This is a genomic window from Azoarcus sp. CIB (genome assembly GCF_001190925.1).
Classification (GTDB): Bacteria; Pseudomonadota; Gammaproteobacteria; order Burkholderiales; family Rhodocyclaceae; genus Aromatoleum.
On record NZ_CP011072.1, the window covers coordinates 2,234,203 to 2,251,523 of the forward strand.

The 17,321-nt window shown below is 67.0% G+C and carries 17 protein-coding genes; 8 read left to right on the forward strand and 9 right to left on the reverse strand.

The window, feature by feature from the left end; all coding sequences use genetic code 11:
* The first annotated feature begins 2 nt into the window (after positions 1 to 2).
* Complete coding sequence (gene msrB, locus AzCIB_RS09875) at positions 3 to 419, forward strand: peptide-methionine (R)-S-oxide reductase MsrB (protein ID WP_050415738.1); 417 nt, start codon at positions 3 to 5, stop codon at positions 417 to 419.
* Positions 420 to 424: 5 nt separating this feature from the next.
* Here the strand turns inward: msrB and AzCIB_RS09880 are convergent, their stop codons facing one another.
* From AzCIB_RS09880 to AzCIB_RS09890, 3 genes are read right to left on the reverse strand one after another with little or no spacing between them, the layout of a single operon-like run.
* Positions 425 to 1,108 (reverse strand): DUF599 domain-containing protein, encoded by a 684-nt coding sequence (locus AzCIB_RS09880; protein WP_050415739.1) that lies wholly within the window; start codon positions 1,106 to 1,108, stop codon positions 425 to 427.
* A 28-nt stretch (positions 1,109 to 1,136) separates the two neighbouring features.
* The gene (locus tag AzCIB_RS09885; protein WP_050415740.1) at positions 1,137 to 2,075 is read right to left on the reverse strand and encodes an alpha/beta fold hydrolase; all 939 of its coding nucleotides are present in this window, start codon (positions 2,073 to 2,075) and stop codon (positions 1,137 to 1,139) included.
* A 55-nt stretch (positions 2,076 to 2,130) separates the two neighbouring features.
* Positions 2,131 to 4,482, reverse strand: coding sequence for a DNA internalization-related competence protein ComEC/Rec2 (locus AzCIB_RS09890; RefSeq protein WP_050415741.1), 2,352 nt, complete (start codon positions 4,480 to 4,482; stop codon positions 2,131 to 2,133).
* A 103-nt stretch (positions 4,483 to 4,585) separates the two neighbouring features.
* Between AzCIB_RS09890 and AzCIB_RS09895 the strand changes: the two genes are divergently transcribed.
* Positions 4,586 to 5,134 carry a DUF2062 domain-containing protein gene (locus AzCIB_RS09895; protein WP_050415742.1) on the forward strand — a complete coding sequence of 183 codons (549 nt, stop codon included), beginning with the start codon at positions 4,586 to 4,588 and terminating at the stop codon, positions 5,132 to 5,134.
* Between the two features lie 32 nt (positions 5,135 to 5,166).
* Here the strand turns inward: AzCIB_RS09895 and lolD are convergent, their stop codons facing one another.
* Positions 5,167 to 5,853 (reverse strand): lipoprotein-releasing ABC transporter ATP-binding protein LolD, encoded by a 687-nt coding sequence (lolD, locus tag AzCIB_RS09900; protein WP_157058478.1) that lies wholly within the window; start codon positions 5,851 to 5,853, stop codon positions 5,167 to 5,169.
* On the reverse strand, positions 5,846 to 7,099 hold the full coding sequence (locus AzCIB_RS09905; RefSeq protein WP_050415744.1) for a lipoprotein-releasing ABC transporter permease subunit: 1,254 nt from the start codon (positions 7,097 to 7,099) through the stop codon (positions 5,846 to 5,848). Before AzCIB_RS09905 ends, lolD begins: the two co-directional genes overlap by 8 nt.
* A 251-nt stretch (positions 7,100 to 7,350) precedes the next feature.
* On the opposite strand from AzCIB_RS09905, the gene AzCIB_RS09910 reads away from it, so the two are divergent.
* The 6 genes from AzCIB_RS09910 to AzCIB_RS09935 all read left to right on the forward strand — a co-directional run bounded on the left by AzCIB_RS09910 (position 7,351) and on the right by AzCIB_RS09935 (position 13,646).
* Positions 7,351 to 9,030, forward strand: a complete 1,680-nt coding sequence (locus AzCIB_RS09910) for an L-lactate permease (RefSeq protein WP_050415745.1) — start codon at positions 7,351 to 7,353, stop codon at positions 9,028 to 9,030.
* Positions 9,031 to 9,121: 91 nt separating this feature from the next.
* Positions 9,122 to 9,589 (forward strand): universal stress protein, encoded by a 468-nt coding sequence (locus AzCIB_RS09915; RefSeq protein ID WP_050415746.1) that lies wholly within the window; start codon positions 9,122 to 9,124, stop codon positions 9,587 to 9,589.
* Positions 9,590 to 9,817: 228 nt separating this feature from the next.
* Positions 9,818 to 10,081: a high-potential iron-sulfur protein gene (locus AzCIB_RS09920; RefSeq protein WP_050415747.1), complete on the forward strand. Its 264-nt coding sequence runs from the start codon at positions 9,818 to 9,820 to the stop codon at positions 10,079 to 10,081.
* Between the two features lie 99 nt (positions 10,082 to 10,180).
* Positions 10,181 to 11,272 carry a hypothetical protein gene (locus AzCIB_RS09925; RefSeq protein WP_050415748.1) on the forward strand — a complete coding sequence of 364 codons (1,092 nt, stop codon included), beginning with the start codon at positions 10,181 to 10,183 and terminating at the stop codon, positions 11,270 to 11,272.
* Positions 11,269 to 12,960, forward strand: a complete 1,692-nt coding sequence (gene recJ, locus AzCIB_RS09930; protein WP_050415749.1) for a single-stranded-DNA-specific exonuclease RecJ — start codon at positions 11,269 to 11,271, stop codon at positions 12,958 to 12,960. Before AzCIB_RS09925 ends, recJ begins: the two co-directional genes overlap by 4 nt.
* Positions 12,961 to 13,193: 233 nt before the next feature.
* Positions 13,194 to 13,646 (forward strand): MarR family winged helix-turn-helix transcriptional regulator, encoded by a 453-nt coding sequence (locus AzCIB_RS09935; protein WP_050415750.1) that lies wholly within the window; start codon positions 13,194 to 13,196, stop codon positions 13,644 to 13,646.
* Positions 13,647 to 13,697: 51 nt separating this feature from the next.
* Here AzCIB_RS09935 and AzCIB_RS09940 read toward each other — a convergent pair whose 3' ends face one another.
* From AzCIB_RS09940 to AzCIB_RS09955, 4 genes are read right to left on the reverse strand one after another with little or no spacing between them, the layout of a single operon-like run.
* Positions 13,698 to 14,351: an ABC-type transport auxiliary lipoprotein family protein gene (locus AzCIB_RS09940; protein ID WP_050415751.1), complete on the reverse strand. Its 654-nt coding sequence runs from the start codon at positions 14,349 to 14,351 to the stop codon at positions 13,698 to 13,700.
* On the reverse strand, positions 14,348 to 15,289 hold the full coding sequence (locus tag AzCIB_RS09945) for an MlaD family protein (protein ID WP_050415752.1): 942 nt from the start codon (positions 15,287 to 15,289) through the stop codon (positions 14,348 to 14,350). The genes AzCIB_RS09940 and AzCIB_RS09945 overlap by 4 nt, the downstream gene beginning before the upstream one ends.
* Positions 15,290 to 16,099, reverse strand: a complete 810-nt coding sequence (locus tag AzCIB_RS09950; protein ID WP_083446952.1) for an ABC transporter ATP-binding protein — start codon at positions 16,097 to 16,099, stop codon at positions 15,290 to 15,292.
* A complete protein-coding gene (locus tag AzCIB_RS09955; protein WP_050415753.1) occupies positions 16,096 to 17,217 on the reverse strand; it encodes an ABC transporter permease in 1,122 nt (373 codons plus the stop codon). Before AzCIB_RS09955 ends, AzCIB_RS09950 begins: the two co-directional genes overlap by 4 nt.
* Positions 17,218 to 17,321: the final 104 nt, after the last annotated feature.

Sequence of the window (17,321 nt, forward strand, 5' to 3'; positions counted from 1 at the left end):
AAATGAGCCACAAGATCGAAAAGACCGACGCCGAGTGGCGCGCGCAACTCTCACCGACGCAATACCAGGTGGCTCGCCAGAAAGGCACCGAGCGTGCCTTCACCGGCGAATACTGGAACTTCTGGGAGAACGGCGAGTACCGCTGCATCTGCTGCGGCGCCCCGCTGTTCGACTCCGAACACAAGTTCGACGCCGGCTGTGGCTGGCCCAGCTTCTGGACCGCGGCCACACCCGACAACGTCGACAAGGCCGAAGACCGCTCCCACCTCATGGATCGCACGGAGGTGCTGTGCCGGCAGTGTGGTGCCCATCTCGGACACGTGTTCGAGGACGGACCGGCCCCTACGGGGCTGCGCTACTGCATCAACTCCGCGTCCGTCCGCTTCGATCCCCAGCGCTCGTCAGGGGACGACGACTGACGCGATCAGGCGCGGTCGCCGTCGAGTGCCACCAGCACCGATGACGCGAAGTCGCGGCGATACAGCACCACGACGACCAGTGCGGTCAGAAACAGGAAGAGCCAGGGCTGGATGAACCAGGCGACCGCGGCCAGGCCGAAATAGTAGGCGCGGATGCCGCGATTGAACTCGTCGCCGGCCAGCGAGTTCACCATCGCGACGCGCTGCACCATGCGCTCGTGCCCTTCCCCGTCCGGATTCGTGGGACTTGCGCCGATCAGGATCGACAGCATGTTGAACTGGCGCAGCGACCACGTGAATTTGAAGTACGCGACGACGAAGACGGTCAGCAATAGCAAGAGCTTCAGCTCCCCCAGCTCTCTCGATGTCGCGCGCGCGAACGGCAGGTCGGCGGTGAAGCGCATCGCCTGATCGAGTGCCCCGAGGACGGCGAGCAGGCCGGCAATGATGTAGATCGTCGTGTTCGCGTAGAAGGACACGCTCTGCATGAGGTTTCCCACCAGAGCCGCATCGCTGACGCGCATCTCGCGTGCCAGCATCTCGCGTGCCCAGTCGAGCCGGAAGCGATGACTCACCCCCATCAACCCGCGCTGCGCCCATCGGCTGTTTTCCGAGAGCCAGCCATAGCCCGCCCAGGCCGCGAGGAACCAGCCGAGTGCAATCCAGTCGAGTGTCGAGATGGCGCTCATCGGATCCCCGCCCCCTGCAGCGCGCGCCTCATCGTTCCAGCAGGAAGTCGCGCACCAGCGCGATCTGGGCGCGGTCCATCAGCACCGGCGCGTGACCGACGCCGGCGATCTCGGCAAGGAGTGCGCGCGGCCCGGTTTCGCCCATCTGACGGAAGGTTTCGGGCGGGAGCAGATCGGATTCGGCCCCGCGAATTACGAGCGTCGAGCACTGGATCGCCTTGTACACGTCCCACAGATCGACATCGACCACGACAGGGGCCTCGCGGAAGACGTCGCCCAGCCCCGGGTCGTACACCATCGCGAAGCCGCCTTCGACGGGACGCACCGAATAACGCGTGAGATGCTGCCACTGTTCGTCGGTGAGCGGGCCGAAGGGTGCGCTGACCGCACGGATCCACGCCTCGGCTTCCGCCATGCTGGCGAACTTCGGCGCCTTACCGACGTATTCGCCGATGCGTCGCAGCGAAGTCGCCGTGATCACCGGACCGACGTCATTGAGCACGAGCCGCGAGATCGGCGTGTGCGGCCTGCTGGCGAGCAGCATGCCGATGATCCCGCCCATCGAGGTGCCGACCCAATGCACCGTGTCGGCATCGAGCCGCGCCAGCAGCGTGACCATATCCGCGACGTACACGGGAAAACCGTAGTCGGACTTCACTCCGAGCCAGTCGCTGCGCCCACGTCCAACCACGTCCGGGCAGACCACGCGGTAATCGTCTGCCAGTGCCTGGGCGAGGAAATCGAAGTCGCGGCCGTTGCGCGTGAGACCGTGCGCGCACACGAGCACCTTGCGGTTCGCCGGGTTGCCCCATTCCGTATAGGCCATGCGGTGAAACCCGTGCGGACCGATGCACTGCACCGACCGTTCGCGCACGCCGTGCCACGGCCGATCGACCCTAGCCTCGGCTGCGGGCGAGGGGTACGGTTCGGGTCGCAGCAGACGGCGGAGTGAGTCGAGCAGGCTCATCGAATCGAAATCTTGGAGAATGCGGCAGAGTGGCCAAGTGTAGCAGGACAACCGCCTAACGCCCGTACCAGTAACGGCGCGCCAGATCGCGCCAGGACGTGATTTCCACCCCGTGCGCGCCGGCATCGACGAGGATCGCGCCCTGCTCGTCGGTGCGCCAGTTCGCCGCCCCTCCCTCCGACCAGCGCTGCAGCACGGTCGGATGCGGGTGATGGAACTGGTTGAGGTAGCCCGCCGAGTGGATCGCCGCACGCGGCGCCACCCCGGCGACGAAGGCATCGCCGGACGACGACCGGCTCCCGTGATGCGGCACGACGACGACCGTACTCGCCAGGGACTCACCCGCCTGCGCGATCAGGCGCTGCTCGGCACCACGTTCTATGTCGCCCGCGAGCAGCACCGAACCACCGGGCGCAGCCACCCGCAGCACACAGGACGCATCATTGTCCGACGTCTTGCCGAGTTCCCTTTCGTCGGGATGCAGGATGCGGAACTCCACCCCATCCCAGGACCAGCTGTCGCCCGCGAGGCACGGGCGCGTTGCCCTCGGCGGCAGCGCGTCCGCGGGCGCAGGAACTGCGAAGTTCGCCATGACCTCGCTCACTTCGACACCGGCGAGCACGGACGCCATGCCGCCGGAATGATCGAGATCGTCGTGCGAGACGACGAGACGGTCGACGCGCCGGACACCGGCGGCGCCCAGATAAGGGACGAGCACCCGCAACCCCGCATCGCCGCCCTGGCGGTAAGCCGGCCCGGTATCGTAGATGAGTTCGTGGCGGGAAGTACGGACGTGCACGGCGGTTCCCTGCCCGACATCCAGCACGACCATGCGGAAAGCTCCGTACGCGGGCCGGTCGGGCACCCACGCGAGCATCGGCAGCATCGCCAGCGCCCCCGCCGCTCGCGCGGGCGTTCCGCGCGGCAGCATCATCCATGCGACACCGACCACCGCCGCAGCCGCCAGCACGCCCGGCGGCGCGGCCTGCGACCACATCGCAAAGGGCAAGGCCGACAACCACTCCAGAAACACCATGAGCACGCCGAAGAACCAATGCGCCAGTTCGAGCAGCCCAGTGAAGGGAAGGACGATGGCCAACAGCGTCAGCGGCGTGATCACGAAACTCACGAGCGGTATCGCCAGCGCATTGGCGAGAGGGGAAACCAGCGAGAAGCCGTTGAACAGGACGACCAGCCCCGGGATCATCGCCAGGGTGATGCCGAGTTGGCTCGCCACCGCCGCACGCCAGCCTTTCGCCGAGGCGACGCGCCCGCCGAGCAGGAACATCAGGATCGCGACCGCACCGAAGGACAGCCAGAACCCCGCCGCCAGTACCGCCCACGGATCGAACAGCAGCACGCACAGCAAGGCGAGCGCGAGCACGATGCCGCCGGATGGCGACCGCCCGCCGAGGAGCGCCAGCGCGACCACGGCGATCATGATCAGCGAGCGCTGCGTCGGGATGCCCATGCCAGCGAGAACCGCGTAGACCGCCGCCGCCGCAAGCCCGGTTGCAGCGGCGACCTTCATCGCCGGCACCCGCAACATCCGCCTCTGCGACCGGCGCCAAGCCTTTCCGGCCAGCCAACCCACGAGCAGCCCCACCATCGACACGTGGAGTCCGGAGATGCTGATGAGATGGCTGATGCCGGTGTTGCGGAAGACCGTCCATTGCTCGTCGGGAATGGCGCGCTGGTCGCCTACGGCCAGCGCGACGAGCACCCCGGCGTATTCGGCCCCCGGCAGCGCGGCCAGAAAGCGTGCGCGGATCGCGTCGCGCAAGCGATGCACGGACGTTGCCGGGCGCAGGACGAAATCATCGAGGCGAACCGGTGCGGGCGACGCGCGCACGCTGCCAGTGGCGCGAATGCCGCGCTCGAGCAGCGCCGCCTCATAATCGTAAAGTTCCGGATTCGCGAGGCCGTGGGGCCGCTTGAGCCGGACCGTGAACTGCCAGCGCTCGCCGGGTCGTAGCGACGGCACGGCGGAGGTGCCTCCTCCCCGTTCGGCCGCATACCACGACAGAAGCACGCGTTGCGGCACCGTGGCAGAGGCCCGCTCGACCTGGAATACGAATCGCACCCCCTGCCCGCCGGGCTCGGGCAACTCCGCGACGATGCCGGTCAGTTCGACGTCCCGCGCTTCGAGCGCCTTGGGGAGTTCGTCGGCGATCCGCCATGCGGCGCGCCAGGTCGACCACGCAAACCCGGCACTCAGCGCGATCACGAGGACCAGTGCGCGAAACATATTCGCGCGCACCACGCCCGACTTGTACCATTGAAACGCGAAGGCACCGGCGACGGTCAAACCGCTCGACAGAACGGCGAGCCATGCATGCGAGGGCAGCTGCGTCTGGTATTGCCCGCCCCAGACGCCCGCCGCGAACACGAATATTGCAATTTGCATATACCGGAATCATGCCCGCGGAGCAGGCTGCGGACAAGCGCGGGAGGCGGCGCCGACCGCTGCGACGCACGACAAGAACAGGACTTCGACCCCTACAGCCCGAATGCGCAAGACGATCAAGCGTTTCCTGCCGAATCACGAATCGGTGCACAGCAACCGCTGGCTGCGCCCGTTCGCCAACACCCTGCTCCACCCGCGCCTGTGGCATCTGAACCGCCACTCGGCGGCGGGGGCAATCGCGCTGGGCCTGTTCTGCGGGCTGATTCCCGGCCCATTCCAGGCACTCGCCGCTGCGGCCGGATGCGTGCTGTTTCGCGTCAATCTGCCGCTCGCGGTGGTGACTACGCTGTATTCGAACCCGCTCACCATCGTCCCGCTCTACGTGCTCGCGTACGGTCTGGGCAGTCGCGTGATGGGCATGAGCACCAACGGTTTCGTGAAGCCGCCGGACTTGGGCGACCTGCATTTCGCAGAATGGCTCGGCGAACTGACCGGCTGGATGGTCGGACTGGGGAAGCCGTTGGCGCTGGGGCTGATCCTGCTCGCGGCGTTTTTCTCACTGGCGGGTTACATCGGCGTCAAGGCAGCTTGGCGGCTATGGCTGATCCGTGCCTGGCATGGCCGCCGCGCGCGGCGCAACTGCGGATCCTGAGCGCGCGACTCGGGAGCGCAGCGCGCGCCGTTTCAGAGCAGGCGTCCGTCCTCGAGACGCAGGGTGCGCTGCGTGCGGCGTGCGAGCCCCTCGTCGTGCGTGACGATGACGAAGCTGGTCGCGTGCCGCTCGTTGAGACTCAGCATCAGGTCGAAGATCACTTCGGCGGTCTTGCGGTCGAGGTTGCCGGTCGGCTCGTCGGCCAGCACGCAGGCCGGCTGCGTCACCAGCGCACGCGCGATCGCGGCGCGCTGGCGCTCGCCCCCGGAGAGTTCGCCCGGTGCGTGGTCGAGGCGGTGGCCGAGCCCGACCTCCTTGAGCATGGCTTCCGCGCGTGCTTCTGCTTCGGTCCGGTCGAGACGCCGGATGTAGAGCGGCATGGCGACGTTCTCCAGGGCCGAGAACTCGGGCAGCAGGTGATGGAACTGGTACACGAAGCCCAGCCGTTCATTGCGTGCCTCGCCGCGCTCGGCATCCGACATGCGCGAGAACTCGCGCCCCATCAGCTCCACGGAGCCCGCGCCCGGCACGTCCAGGCCACCCAGCAAGTGCAGCAGGGTGCTCTTGCCCGAACCGGACACCCCCACGATGGAAAGCCGCTCGCCGCGCTTCACCTCGAGCGTCACGTCGTGCAGCACCTGCACTGCATCGGCGCCCTCACGGAAGCTCTTGGACAGGCCGCGGCAGGCCAGTACGGTATCGTTCATCGGCTCACTCATAGCGCAGCGCCTCGGCGGGATTCACGCGGCTCGCGCGCCAGCTCGGATACAGGGTCGCAACCAGGGTCAGGACGAAGGACACCGACACGATGGTGACGACGTCCGACTGCAGCACCTTCGACGGCAGCTCGCTGATGTAGTAGATCTCCTTGTTCCACAGCGTCGCGCCGGTGAGCGTCTCGAGCGCGGGGATGATCACGTCGAGATTGTTCGCCAGCAGCAGGCCGCCGATCACGCCGCCCGCAAGGCCCACGAGCCCGATGATCGCGCCCTGCAGCACGAAGATCGCCATGATCGAACCGGGGCTCGCACCCAGCGTGCGCAGGATCGCGATGTCCGCATACTTTTCCTGCACTGCCATCACCAGCGTCGAGACGATGTTGAAGGCCGCGACCGCGACGATCAGGAAGAGGATGATCGTCATCATCGTCTTCTCCAGCGCCACCGCCCGGAAGAAATTGGCGTGGCTGCGCGTCCAGTCGCTGACGGCGAGGTCGGATTCCATCGATCCGACCAGTTCCCGCGCCACGCGCGGTGCGGCGAAGAGGTCGTCGAGCTTGAGACGCACGCCGCTGACGCGCTCGCCCAACCGGTACAGCACCTGTGCGTCCTGCATGTGCACCAGCGCCAGTCCCGAATCGTATTCGTACATGCCGGCCTCGAAGATGCCGACCACTTCGAACTGCTTGACCCGCGGCAGCACCGCAGCCGGCGTCACGAGCCCCTGCGGCGCGATGAGGGTCACCTTGTCGCCGACCTGGACGCGCAGGGCGAAGGCCAGGTCGCGCCCCAGGACGATGCCGAAGCGGCCGGGTTGCAGCGCGTCGAAGCGGCCCGCGCGCATGTGGCGCGCGAAGTCCGCCACCTTCTCCTCGGCGTCCGGCAGCACGCCGCGCACGAGCGTGCCGCGTACCACCTGTTCGAAGGACAGCATGGCCTGTTCCTGGACATAGGGAGCCGCCGCCCGCACATCCGGATGCCGGCTCGCCGTGTCGGCCACCTGCTGCCACGACTCGAGTTCACCGCCGGGACCGGAGATCTGGATATGCGAGGCCACCCCCAGAATGCGCGTGCGCAACTCTTCCTGGAAGCCGTTCATCACGGACAGCACGACGATCAGCGCCGCGACACCCAGACCCGTGCCAAGCATCGACACGAGGGAGATGAAGGAAATGAAGCGATTGCGACCCTGGGCGCGTTTGCGCGACCGGGTGTAACGCAGTCCAACCAGTAATTCGTATCGCATTGCTTCGGGCGGAAACCGCCAGCATTTGTCGGGAAACCCGGCATTGTGCCCTTTGCGCCGCCGAATTGGGAGTTCGCGCGTCTCGCGACCTGCGTGCCTGCCCGGATCGGGCCGGCGCAAATGGACGTTCCGTACGGGTTTCCCCGAACAGGGAATACCCCCGTAGCTTGTCTGACAACTTCTTCGTATCGTTCGCTCCGCACCGGGAATTCGGTTCACGGTCCTTCAAACAACTAAAGGGGGCACACGACGTGGTCTGGCAACAGCTTTACGATCCATTCAACAACATCTGGCTATCCAGCGCAGTCGCGGCGATCCCCGTCGTCGTGATGCTCGTCGGCCTCGGTTTCCTACACATGAAAGCCCACGTCGCCGCAGCACTGGGCCTGGGCAGCGCACTCCTGATCGCGATCTTCGTGTTCGGGATGCCGGCCGCGATGGCAGGCAATGCCACGCTCTACGGCGCCATGTTCGGCCTGCTGCCGATCGGCTGGATCGTGCTCAACATCATCTTTCTGCATCAGCTCACGACCGAGAACGGTTCGTTCAAGGTGCTGCAGCAAAGCCTCACCGGCATCACCGATGACCGCCGCCTGCAACTGCTGCTGATCGCCTTCAGCTTCGGCGCGTTCTTCGAGGGCGCGGCCGGGTTCGGCACCCCCGTTGCCGTGACCGGCGCGATCCTGATCGGCCTGGGCTTCTCGCCGCTGGCCGCTTCCGGCCTCGCCCTCATCGCGAACACTGCTCCGGTGGCCTACGGCGCGCTCGGCACGCCGGTGATCGCACTGGCCGCCGTCACGGGCCTCGACCTCCACCAGCTTTCGTCGATGATCGGCCGTCAGCTGCCATTCTTCTCGGTGCTGGTGCCGTTCTGGCTGATCTGGGCGTTTGCCGGCTTCCGCGGCATGATCCAGATCTGGCCCGCGATCCTCGTGACCGGCGTGTCGTTCGCGATCCCGCAGTTCCTTGTGTCGAACTTCCACGGCCCGTGGCTGGTGGACGTCGTTGCTGCGATCGTCTCGATGGTCACCCTGATCCTCTTCCTGAAGGTGTGGAAGCCGAAGAAAGTGTGGACCTCGACCGCGCTGCAGGGCCGCAAGGACGACTCCGCAAGCCAGGTGGCTCCGGAACCCGTCAAGGCTGCCTCGAACGTGCGCCCGGATCGCCGCGCGGTGATCGCCGCGTGGATACCCTGGGTCGTTCTCACCGTCTTCGTGTTCATCTGGGGCGTCCCGGATTTCAAGAAGTGGCTGGACACGATCTCGGTCTTCAAGATCCCCTTCAGCGGCCTGCACCAGCTGATCGAGAAGGTTCCGCCGGTCGTGGCCGCTCCCCACAAGGAAACTGCGATCTACACCTTCAACTGGCTCTCGGCGACCGGTAGCGGAATTTTCCTCGCCGCGATCGTCTCGGGCCTGTTGATGAAGTTCAGCCTGGGGCAACTCTTCGGTGTCTACTGGCGCACCATCAAGCTCGTCAAGATGTCCCTGCTGACCATCGTGATCATGCTGGGCCTCGGCTACCTGACCCGCTACTCGGGCCTCGACGCAACGCTGGGCCTCGCCTTCGCGAACACCGGCGCGCTGTACCCGCTGTTCGGCACCCTGCTCGGCTGGCTGGGCGTCGCGCTGACCGGTTCGGACACCGCCGCGAACGTGCTGTTCGGCGGCCTGCAGAAGGTCACGGCGGAACAACTCGGGCTGAACCCGATCCTAATGGCGTCGGCGAACAGCTCAGGCGGCGTGATGGGCAAGATGATCGATGCCCAGTCGATCGTCGTGGCGAGTACCGCCACCCGCTGGTTCGGCCACGAAGGCGACATCCTGCGCTACGTGTTCTTCCACTCGATCGCGCTGGCCATCCTCGTCGGCCTGCTGGTGACCCTGCAGGCGTACGTGCCGCCCTTCACCCTGCTGGTGCCGACGCCTTAACGGCCGGAGGCTGCAGTGCAGCCGGCGCCCCCTCGCGGACGGCGCCGGCCCTGCGCGAAAACCAATCATCCCGTATTCATCGGAGCATCACATGTACAAGAGGATTCTGGTCGCGGTCGATGACAGCGCGACCTCCAATGCTGCCCTGGACGAGGCGATCACGCTCGCCAAGGCGCTCGGCGCAACCCTGCGCATCGTGCACGTCGCCGACGAGGCGCCCGTCCGCGCTGCGGTGGGGCTGGAGGCGATCCTGGACGTCGCCCAGGTCGAAGATGCCATGCGCAAGGCCGGCACGGCCCTGCTCGACGCAGCAGTGAAGAAGGCCGCAGATGCCGGCGTGCAGGCCGATTCGGCGCTGCTCGAAAGCGAAGACAAGATCGAACTCGCGCACAAGCGCGTCGCCGAATGGATCGTCGAAGGCGCGAACGCCTGGCAGGCGGACGTGATCGTCGCCGGAACGCATGGGCGCCGCGGGTTCGCGCGCTTGTTCGTCGGCAACGTGGCCGAGGATCTGGTTCGCCTCGCCACCACTTCGCTGGTGCTCGTGCGCGGAAAATAAGCCGGACCGGATGCCGCAAGGGCATCCGCGATTCCACCCATGGATGGGCGCCCCAGGGCCATCAGCGATGGTCCTGCGGCGCCCATATCATTTTCGGGGCCCCTCACCCGGGCAATAGCGAGGCACCGCACACAGCCGCCGGACTGCCCGTTAAATACAATTGGAATATTAGAATTCCATATGGATAATACCAGTCGCCCGACTTGGGCTGGAAAACTGGAGAGTCCGATGAATCAGTCTCGCCGCAACATGCTGAAAATGGGTGGCATGACCCTCGCATTGATTCCGATCGTTGCCTTGGCTGCGAAAAACGATGGCATTCGCACGTCGATGAAATACAAGGACACGCCCGAAGGCGACAAGAAATGCATCGACTGCAACCTGTTCGTTCCGGGTACGTCGGCGACCGCCCCGGGCGGCTGTAAGGTCTTCCCCAACGACACCGAGATCTCGCCGAACGGCTACTGCATCGCCTGGGCGAAGAAGGCGTAAGGAGTCACGCGCCACGATTCCGTCCGTGCCCGGCGTTCCACGCTCGGGGCGGGCGGGCCGGTATGCTAGACTCCGCCGCGGAATTTCACCCGGCGCCCCATGCAGATTCATCTTGTCGTCCCCGGCCTGATCTGGCCGGCGGTCTCCGCCCTCGGCCCCGCCTCGGGCCTCGAACTGACCTCGCTCGCGTGGCTGCTCGGCCAGGGAAGACGCCGCTTCGCAACCTTCGAACCGCTCGACAAGCAGCTCGCGCGACTCATGGGCTACCCCGACGATGCGGGAGCGCTTCCGCTCGCAGCCCTGCGCAGGCTCGGCGAACCCGCCCTGCCCGCCCCTGCCGCCGGCACGGACTGGCTGTGCGCGGACCCCGTCAGCCTCTCGTTCGCGCGCGAGCACCTGCTGCTCAGCGAATTTCCTGCCGACGAACTCCGGCCGGAGGACGTTGCGGCGCTCGTCGCGGCCCTCAACGACACCTTCGGCGACCTCGGAACCTTCGAGGCCGCCACGTCGAACCGCTGGTATCTGCGCCTGGCGGCCCCGGCCCGCGCGCGCTTCTTTCCCCTGCACGACGTGGTAGGTCGCCCGGTGCGCGATTTCCTTCCGGAAGGCGAGGACGCCCGCCTGTGGCAGCGCACGATGAACGAGTTGCAGGTCATGCTGCATAACCATCCAGTCAATCAGGCACGCGAGGCCGTCGGTCACAGGCCGGCGAACAGCCTCTGGCTGTGGGGGGCCGGCATGTCGCGCCCCGGGGCGCAGTCAGCCGCTCGCGCCATCCAGACCGCCGATCCGCTGATGCGCGGCTTCGCCCTCGCGGCCGGCAGCTCCGTCGCGACGCCCGATTGCGCCAAGGCCCTGGGCGGTGACGCGCTGGTCATGCTCGACGATCTGCTGTTGCCTGCGCTCCATCTCGACATCGACAGCTGGAGAGCCCGGCTCGCGAAGCTCGAACACACCTGGTTCGCGCCGCTCGCGGCGGCCCTGCGCGGCAAGCGCCTGCGGGCGCTGAAGATCACGGCGCCGGGCGACCGCGGAACGCTCGAACTCGAGGTCCGCGCCGCCGATGCATGGAAATTCTGGCGCAAGCCCCTTTCGCTGGACATGCTGCTTAAGTCGATCGCGCCTGCAGTCGCCTCCCCGCCGGGAAGCCCTGCCGACGCCAGCCCCCCTCACCACCCAGGCACACGATGACCCGAATCCAGCCGCGGGCGATTCCGCCCCGCTCCATGCAGCGCCTGATCGACGCCGGCACCCATCCGCTGCTCGCCCGCATCTATGCCGCGCGCGGCATCTCGCGGCGCGAGGAACTCGACTACTCGCTCAAGGCCCTGATTCCGCCCGCAGCCCTGAAGGGGGCGCACGAAGCCGCTACCCTGTTGGCCGATGCGATCGAAGCCGGCGCGCGCATGGTGATCGTCGCCGACTACGACTGCGACGGGGCAACGGCTTGCGCGGTGGGCGTGCGCGCCCTGCGGGCCTTCGGTGCGGACGTCGGCTACCTGGTGCCGAACCGCTTCGAGTACGGTTACGGGCTGACGCCCGCCATCGTCGAGCTGGCCGCGCACATGGAGCCCGACGTCCTGATCACCGTCGACAACGGCATCGCCAGCGTGGAGGGCGTTGCTGCGGCGCGCAGCTACGGCATGGCCACGGTGATCACCGATCACCACCTGCCGGGCGACACGCTGCCCGATGCCGACGTGATCGTGAATCCGAACCAGCCCGGCTGCGACTTCCCGAGCAAATCGCTCGCCGGCGTCGGCGTGATGTTCTACACCATGCTCGCGCTGCGGGCAGAACTGCGCGAGCGCGGCGCGTTTGCCGGACGCCAGGAGCCGAACCTCGGCGAACTGCTGGACCTCGTAGCCCTCGGCACGGTCGCCGACGTCGTGAAGCTGGACCACAACAACCGCATTCTCGTGTCGCAAGGCCTCGCGCGGATGCGCGCCGATCGCATGCATCCCGGTATCCGCGCGCTGTTCTCCGTCGCCGGCCGCGACGCTTTGCGCGCGAGCACCTTCGACATGGGGTTCGGGCTCGGCCCGCGCCTGAACGCCGCCGGCCGCCTGTCGGACATGAGCCTCGGCATCGAATGCCTGATCACCGACGACATGGGCCGGGCGCTCAACATCGCACAGGAACTCGACCGGCTGAACCGCGAACGGCGCGGCATCGAGCAGGACATGCAGGAAGGGGCGCTCGCGCACCTGGCGGATTTCGATCCCGGCAATTGCGCCACCGTCAGCCTGTTCGAGCCGGACTGGCACCAAGGCGTAATCGGGATCGTCGCCGGCCGGATCAAGGAAAGGCTGCACCGCCCGGTGATCGCCTTCGCCCGCGGCGACGAGGGGCAGCTGAAGGGCTCCGGCCGCTCGATCCCGAATCTGCATCTGCGCGACGCGCTCGATCTGGTGAGTAAGCAATGCCCCGATCTGATCCTGCGCTTCGGCGGACATTCGATGGCGGCAGGTCTGACGATCCTCGAGACCGACTATGACCGCTTCCAGCGCGTGTTCGAGGAAACCGTCCAGTCCCTCGTGGAACCCGCGGACCTGACCCGCACGCTGGACACCGACGGACCGCTCGAGACCGGCTACATGAGCCTGGAAGCCGCGCGGCTGCTCGAGCAGGACATCTGGGGCCAGGGCTTCCCGGCCCCGCTGTTCGACGACGTGTTCCGCGTCGACAACCAGCGCCTGCTCAAGGACAAGCACCTGAAGCTGCAGCTGTCGAAGAACAACGTGCGCTTCGACGGCATCCGCTTCAACTTTGCCGAAGGCGCGCCACAGCAGATCCGGGCGGCATTCCGCCTGGCGCCGAACGAATACAACGGCATCACGAGTCTGCAGCTGATGCTGGAGCACTTCGAAGCGGCCTGAGCCGCGCCCGCCGCGGCGGACGATCCCCGCCGGCTCACCGCAAGACGACTTCGACGACTGCAACCTGCCGGTCGAGGCGGCATATTGGGTCGCACTTGCGGAATCCTTCCTGCGCAGAGGTCTGCAAATCTCGGCTTGCGCTGTTCCGGCCGGGGCAACTCCGTCATAATGGAATTGTCCTTTTTCACGCCAACGGAGCTTTCCGGGCGACATTGTGCCGGCAACGCATTGTGATGAACGACACCAACGCGCCCTACCTCACCTACAAGCTCGACCTGATCAAGACCATCTCGATCAAGGCGGGCAACACGTACTACAAGAAGGCCTTCGGCCTCGGTGTCCGCGAGCTGCGCGTGCTGCGCCTCGTGCACGATCACCCCGGCATCACGGCGAAGGATCTCGGCAACATGCTGGTCCTCGACAAGACGCTGCTGTCGAAGAACATCGCCTCTCTCGAGGAGCGCGGCCTCATCACGCGCAGCCCCAACGTCAACGACAACCGTCAGCAGCACCTCGCGCTGACCGACGTCGGCATGCGGGTCTGGCGCGAGGGCGAACTGATCGGCCGGGGGCTCGAACGCGAGATGTTCGCGGATCTAAGCAGCGAGGACTGGAACCACCTTCACACGCTGTTGGACAGGGTGCTGGTTTCGCTCGACAAGTGGCAGGAGTCGCACCGCAAGTAGGGCCCTGCCCTTCCCTGCCGCCCGGCACGGCCACCCAACCTGCGGGCGGCATCATTGCCGCGGTGGAGTCCGCCGGATTTCCTCCACTGCCCACGCTGCAAGCTCGGAGGCGAGGCGCGTCGATGCCGCACCGAAGGCATTCACTACGGCCGGAACGTCGGCACCCGCTGCACGCGCTTCGGACTCGAAGGTGCGGCTGGCGAGGATGCGCCGCCCTTCGCGCTCGACCAGGCGGACATCGAGCCGCACGACAGCCTGCGGAACGTCTCCGCGGTATTCGCTCTGGAAGGCACGCAGGTCGCTGACGATTTCATAGTCCGCCTGCAGCCGGGCCTCGTCGCTGCTCAGCGCCGCGATCCGGCCGTCGGCCCGCAAGGCGTCGATCAGGCGGTCGCGCACCAGCACCGGCGCGGGCTCGCTCCAGCTTGCGCCGTGATACACGCTCACCTGGTTGTTCTTTGGCATGACCACGATGCGCTGCCCGGCGAGATGGACGCCGCTGGCAGGTTTGGCCACGCGCAGCGATACGGGAAACGGCGTGCCGGTGACTGTCGTGCGGTCGGGCGCTCCGGGGAGGAGGTAGGTGTCGACCGGCTCCGCCTTGGGCAGCACGGAACACGCGGCAAGGAGCAGCGTCGCGGCCAGCACGACCGCGCAGCGCGCCCCGGCCACACCACGCCAGGATTTCCGGCAAACGATGGTCATGGCTTGAACTCCTTCATCGATTCATTGCCCAGCAGGTAGTCCGTTGGCCGGGTTTCGAGCTGCCGGGCAATCGTTCGCACCGACACGAGCGTGTCCTGCAGTTCGGCGAGCGCCGGCCCGATCTCGGCCGCGCCGCGCACCCCGGTGGCAAGCTGCGCGCGGTTTTCGGCGAGCAGCGTGTCGACCTTCACCATCGCGCGTTCGAAGGCGGCCATGGCGTTCTCGGCGCTCTGCAGCGTCTGCACGCCGCGCTCGTCGACGAGCCGGCTGGTGGACTTCGCCAGCTTCGCGGCTTCGGCCAGGGTCGCGTTGGCCTGCTCGCTCGCACCGGCCAGTTCCTTCAGCGCGCGAGCGAGATCCTCACGCTGGGCCGCGATCGCGCCGGTGGCCTGCTCCAGGTTGTGCAGCATACGGCCGACGCTTTCGACGTTTTCCGCGGAGAAGAGCTCACGCGCCTGCAACAGCACCTGGTTCGCGTTGAGCATGGCATCCTCGCCGTCGGCCAGCAGCTTGCTGAGCGGCGACGGCGTCGCGACGATGACCGGAACCTGTCCCGCTTCGCCTTCGAGCGGCTTGCTCGCCGGATCGTCGCCACTGCTCAGACGGATGATCGAGATGCCGGTGATCCCGGCGGGGACGAGGCGCGCCCGGGTGTCGCTGCGCACCGGTGCCTCGGCGTCGACGCGCACCCGTGCGAACACGCGGCGCGGGTCCTGCGGATCGAGGCGCAGGCTCGACACGTCGCCGATCTTGATGCCGTTGAACTCGACCGTGCTGCCCTTGGAGAGGCCGGTGACCGCCTCCTGGAAGACGACGTCGTAGGTGCGGAACTGCTTGTCGCTGTCGGTCTTGCCGAGCCACAGCGCGAACATCAGCGCTGCCCCGACCACCAGCAGGGTGAAGAATCCGATCAGCACGTGATGGGCACGTGTTTCCATTCAGGCTTGTCCCCCGTGGGAAAGATTATGCGGCGCCCGCTGCGCAGGCGGGACGGCCTGCGCAGCGGCGCGTCCGCGCGGACCGTGGAAGTATTCGCGAATCCACGCGTCGTCGAAGTCCGCGACGACATCGAGACGGTCATTCACGAGAACGCGCTTCTGCGCGAGCACGGCCACCCGGTCGGTGATGGTGTAGATCGTGTCGAGGTCGTGCGTGACCATGAAGACAGTGAGGCCGAGCGCGTCGCGCAGGGTCAGGATCAGCTCGTCGAACGCGGCGGCGCCGATCGGGTCGAGCCCCGCGGTCGGTTCGTCGAGGAACAGGATGTCGGGGTCGAGCGCAAGCGCGCGCGCCAGGGCCGCGCGCTTGATCATCCCGCCGGAGAGGTCTGACGGGTACTTTTCGCCGGCGTTGGCCTGCAAGCCGGCGAGCGCGATTTTCAGCGCGGCAAGCCGCGCCGCCTCGGCGGCCTTGAGCCCGACGTGCTCGATGAGCGGCAGCGCGACGTTCTCGGCGACGGTCAGCGACGAGAACAGCGCCCCCTTCTGGAACAGCACGCCGAAGCGCCGCTCAATGGCCGCCCGCCGCGCCGCGGGCAGGCCGAGCAGATCCTCGCCGAACACGCTGACGCTGCCCGCCGCGGGCCGGTTGAGGCCGACGATGGTGCGCAGCAGGACGGACTTGCCGGTGCCCGAGCCGCCAACCACGCTCAGGATCTCGCCGCGGCGCACGTCGAGATCGAGGCCGTCGTGCACCACCTGCCGGCCGAACTGGTTGCGCACGCCGCGCACTTCGATGACGTTCGTCACCAGCCCATCTCCATGCAGAACAGCGCCGCCACCGCATCCACGACGATCACGATGAAGATGGACTGCACGACGGACGAAGTCGTGTGCTCGCCGACGGATTGCGCACTGCCCTCCACCCTGAAACCTTCCAGGCAGCCGATGACGGCGATCAGGAAGGCGAAGATCGGCGCCTTGACGATGCCGACGATGAAATGCCGCAGCCCGACGTGGCTTTCCAGCACCGACACGAACATCGTCGGCGAGATCTCGAGCGTCAGCGCACACACCAGCATGCCGCCGACGATGCCCGAAATCATCGCGACGAAGCTCAGCATCGGCAGGGCCAGCAGCAGCGCGGCCACGCGCGGCACGACGAGCAGCTCGATGGGATTCAGTCCGCCCACACGGATCGCGTCGATCTCCTCGTTCGCGCGCATCGAACCGATCTGGGCGGTGAAGGCGCTCGCCGTGCGGCCGGCGACGATGATCGCGGTGAGCATCGGCCCGAACTCGCGCAGGAAGGAGAATGCGACGAGGTCGACCGTGAAGATGCTGGCGCCGAAGCCGGTCAGCACCGTGGCGCCGAGAAAGGCGACCACCGCGCCGACGAGGAAGGTCAGCAGCGCGACGATGGGCACGGCGTCGAGGCCCGTGCGTTCGAGGTTCGCGACAAACGAGGTGATGCGCCAGCGCCGCGGCCGCAGCATCACACGGAACGACGTCTCCAGCGTGATGCCGATGAAGCCGGCGATGTCGATCACGTGACGCCAGAACGCGAGCATGCCGATGCCCGCGCGCTCCATGATGTCGCCGAAGGCATAACCCGCAGCGCGCGGCGCGGGTGCTGCGGCGTCGATCACGCCGGCCACGGCCTGCAGCAGCGCGCGGCGTTCGGGCGGCAGCGGACTCGCGTCCGAGGCCAGCGCCGCAAGGCGGTCCTTGCCCAGCAAGTCGTGCAGCAGGCTGACACCGGCGGTGTCGAGTGCGCCGACGGCGCCGAGGTCGACATCCACGGCATCGGCGATCCGGGACCGCTGACGCGCGACATCGGGTGCAAGCGCTGCGTAGTTCGCAATCGTCCAGTCGCCCCGCAGGCGCACCTGCCCGCCATCGATGTCGATGAATGCCGGTTCTGTCATCGGCCGTGCGTTCCTCCGCCCAAGTGCTCGCGAATCACGAATTTCACCATATTCAAGTACAGGGCCATACCATCCTAATCGAGCTTGCATGCGAAAGGCGCTTT

Excerpts from the sequence above, each read along its gene's own strand:
- msrB (WP_050415738.1), top strand. The coding sequence starts at position 3 with ATGAGCCACAAGATCGAAAAGACCGACGCCGAGTGGCGCGCGCAACTC.
- AzCIB_RS09880 (WP_050415739.1), bottom strand. The coding sequence starts at position 1,108 with ATGAGCGCCATCTCGACACTCGACTGGATTGCACTCGGCTGGTTCCTC.
- AzCIB_RS09885 (WP_050415740.1), bottom strand. The coding sequence starts at position 2,075 with ATGAGCCTGCTCGACTCACTCCGCCGTCTGCTGCGACCCGAACCGTAC.
- AzCIB_RS09890 (WP_050415741.1), bottom strand. The coding sequence starts at position 4,482 with ATGCAAATTGCAATATTCGTGTTCGCGGCGGGCGTCTGGGGCGGGCAA.
- AzCIB_RS09895 (WP_050415742.1), top strand. The coding sequence starts at position 4,586 with ATGCGCAAGACGATCAAGCGTTTCCTGCCGAATCACGAATCGGTGCAC.
- lolD (WP_157058478.1), bottom strand. The coding sequence starts at position 5,853 with ATGAGTGAGCCGATGAACGATACCGTACTGGCCTGCCGCGGCCTGTCC.
- AzCIB_RS09905 (WP_050415744.1), bottom strand. The coding sequence starts at position 7,099 with ATGCGATACGAATTACTGGTTGGACTGCGTTACACCCGGTCGCGCAAA.
- AzCIB_RS09915 (WP_050415746.1), top strand. The coding sequence starts at position 9,122 with ATGTACAAGAGGATTCTGGTCGCGGTCGATGACAGCGCGACCTCCAAT.
- AzCIB_RS09920 (WP_050415747.1), top strand. The coding sequence starts at position 9,818 with ATGAATCAGTCTCGCCGCAACATGCTGAAAATGGGTGGCATGACCCTC.
- AzCIB_RS09925 (WP_050415748.1), top strand. The coding sequence starts at position 10,181 with ATGCAGATTCATCTTGTCGTCCCCGGCCTGATCTGGCCGGCGGTCTCC.
- recJ (WP_050415749.1), top strand. The coding sequence starts at position 11,269 with ATGACCCGAATCCAGCCGCGGGCGATTCCGCCCCGCTCCATGCAGCGC.
- AzCIB_RS09935 (WP_050415750.1), top strand. The coding sequence starts at position 13,194 with ATGAACGACACCAACGCGCCCTACCTCACCTACAAGCTCGACCTGATC.
- AzCIB_RS09940 (WP_050415751.1), bottom strand. The coding sequence starts at position 14,351 with ATGACCATCGTTTGCCGGAAATCCTGGCGTGGTGTGGCCGGGGCGCGC.
- AzCIB_RS09945 (WP_050415752.1), bottom strand. The coding sequence starts at position 15,289 with ATGGAAACACGTGCCCATCACGTGCTGATCGGATTCTTCACCCTGCTG.
- AzCIB_RS09955 (WP_050415753.1), bottom strand. The coding sequence starts at position 17,217 with ATGACAGAACCGGCATTCATCGACATCGATGGCGGGCAGGTGCGCCTG.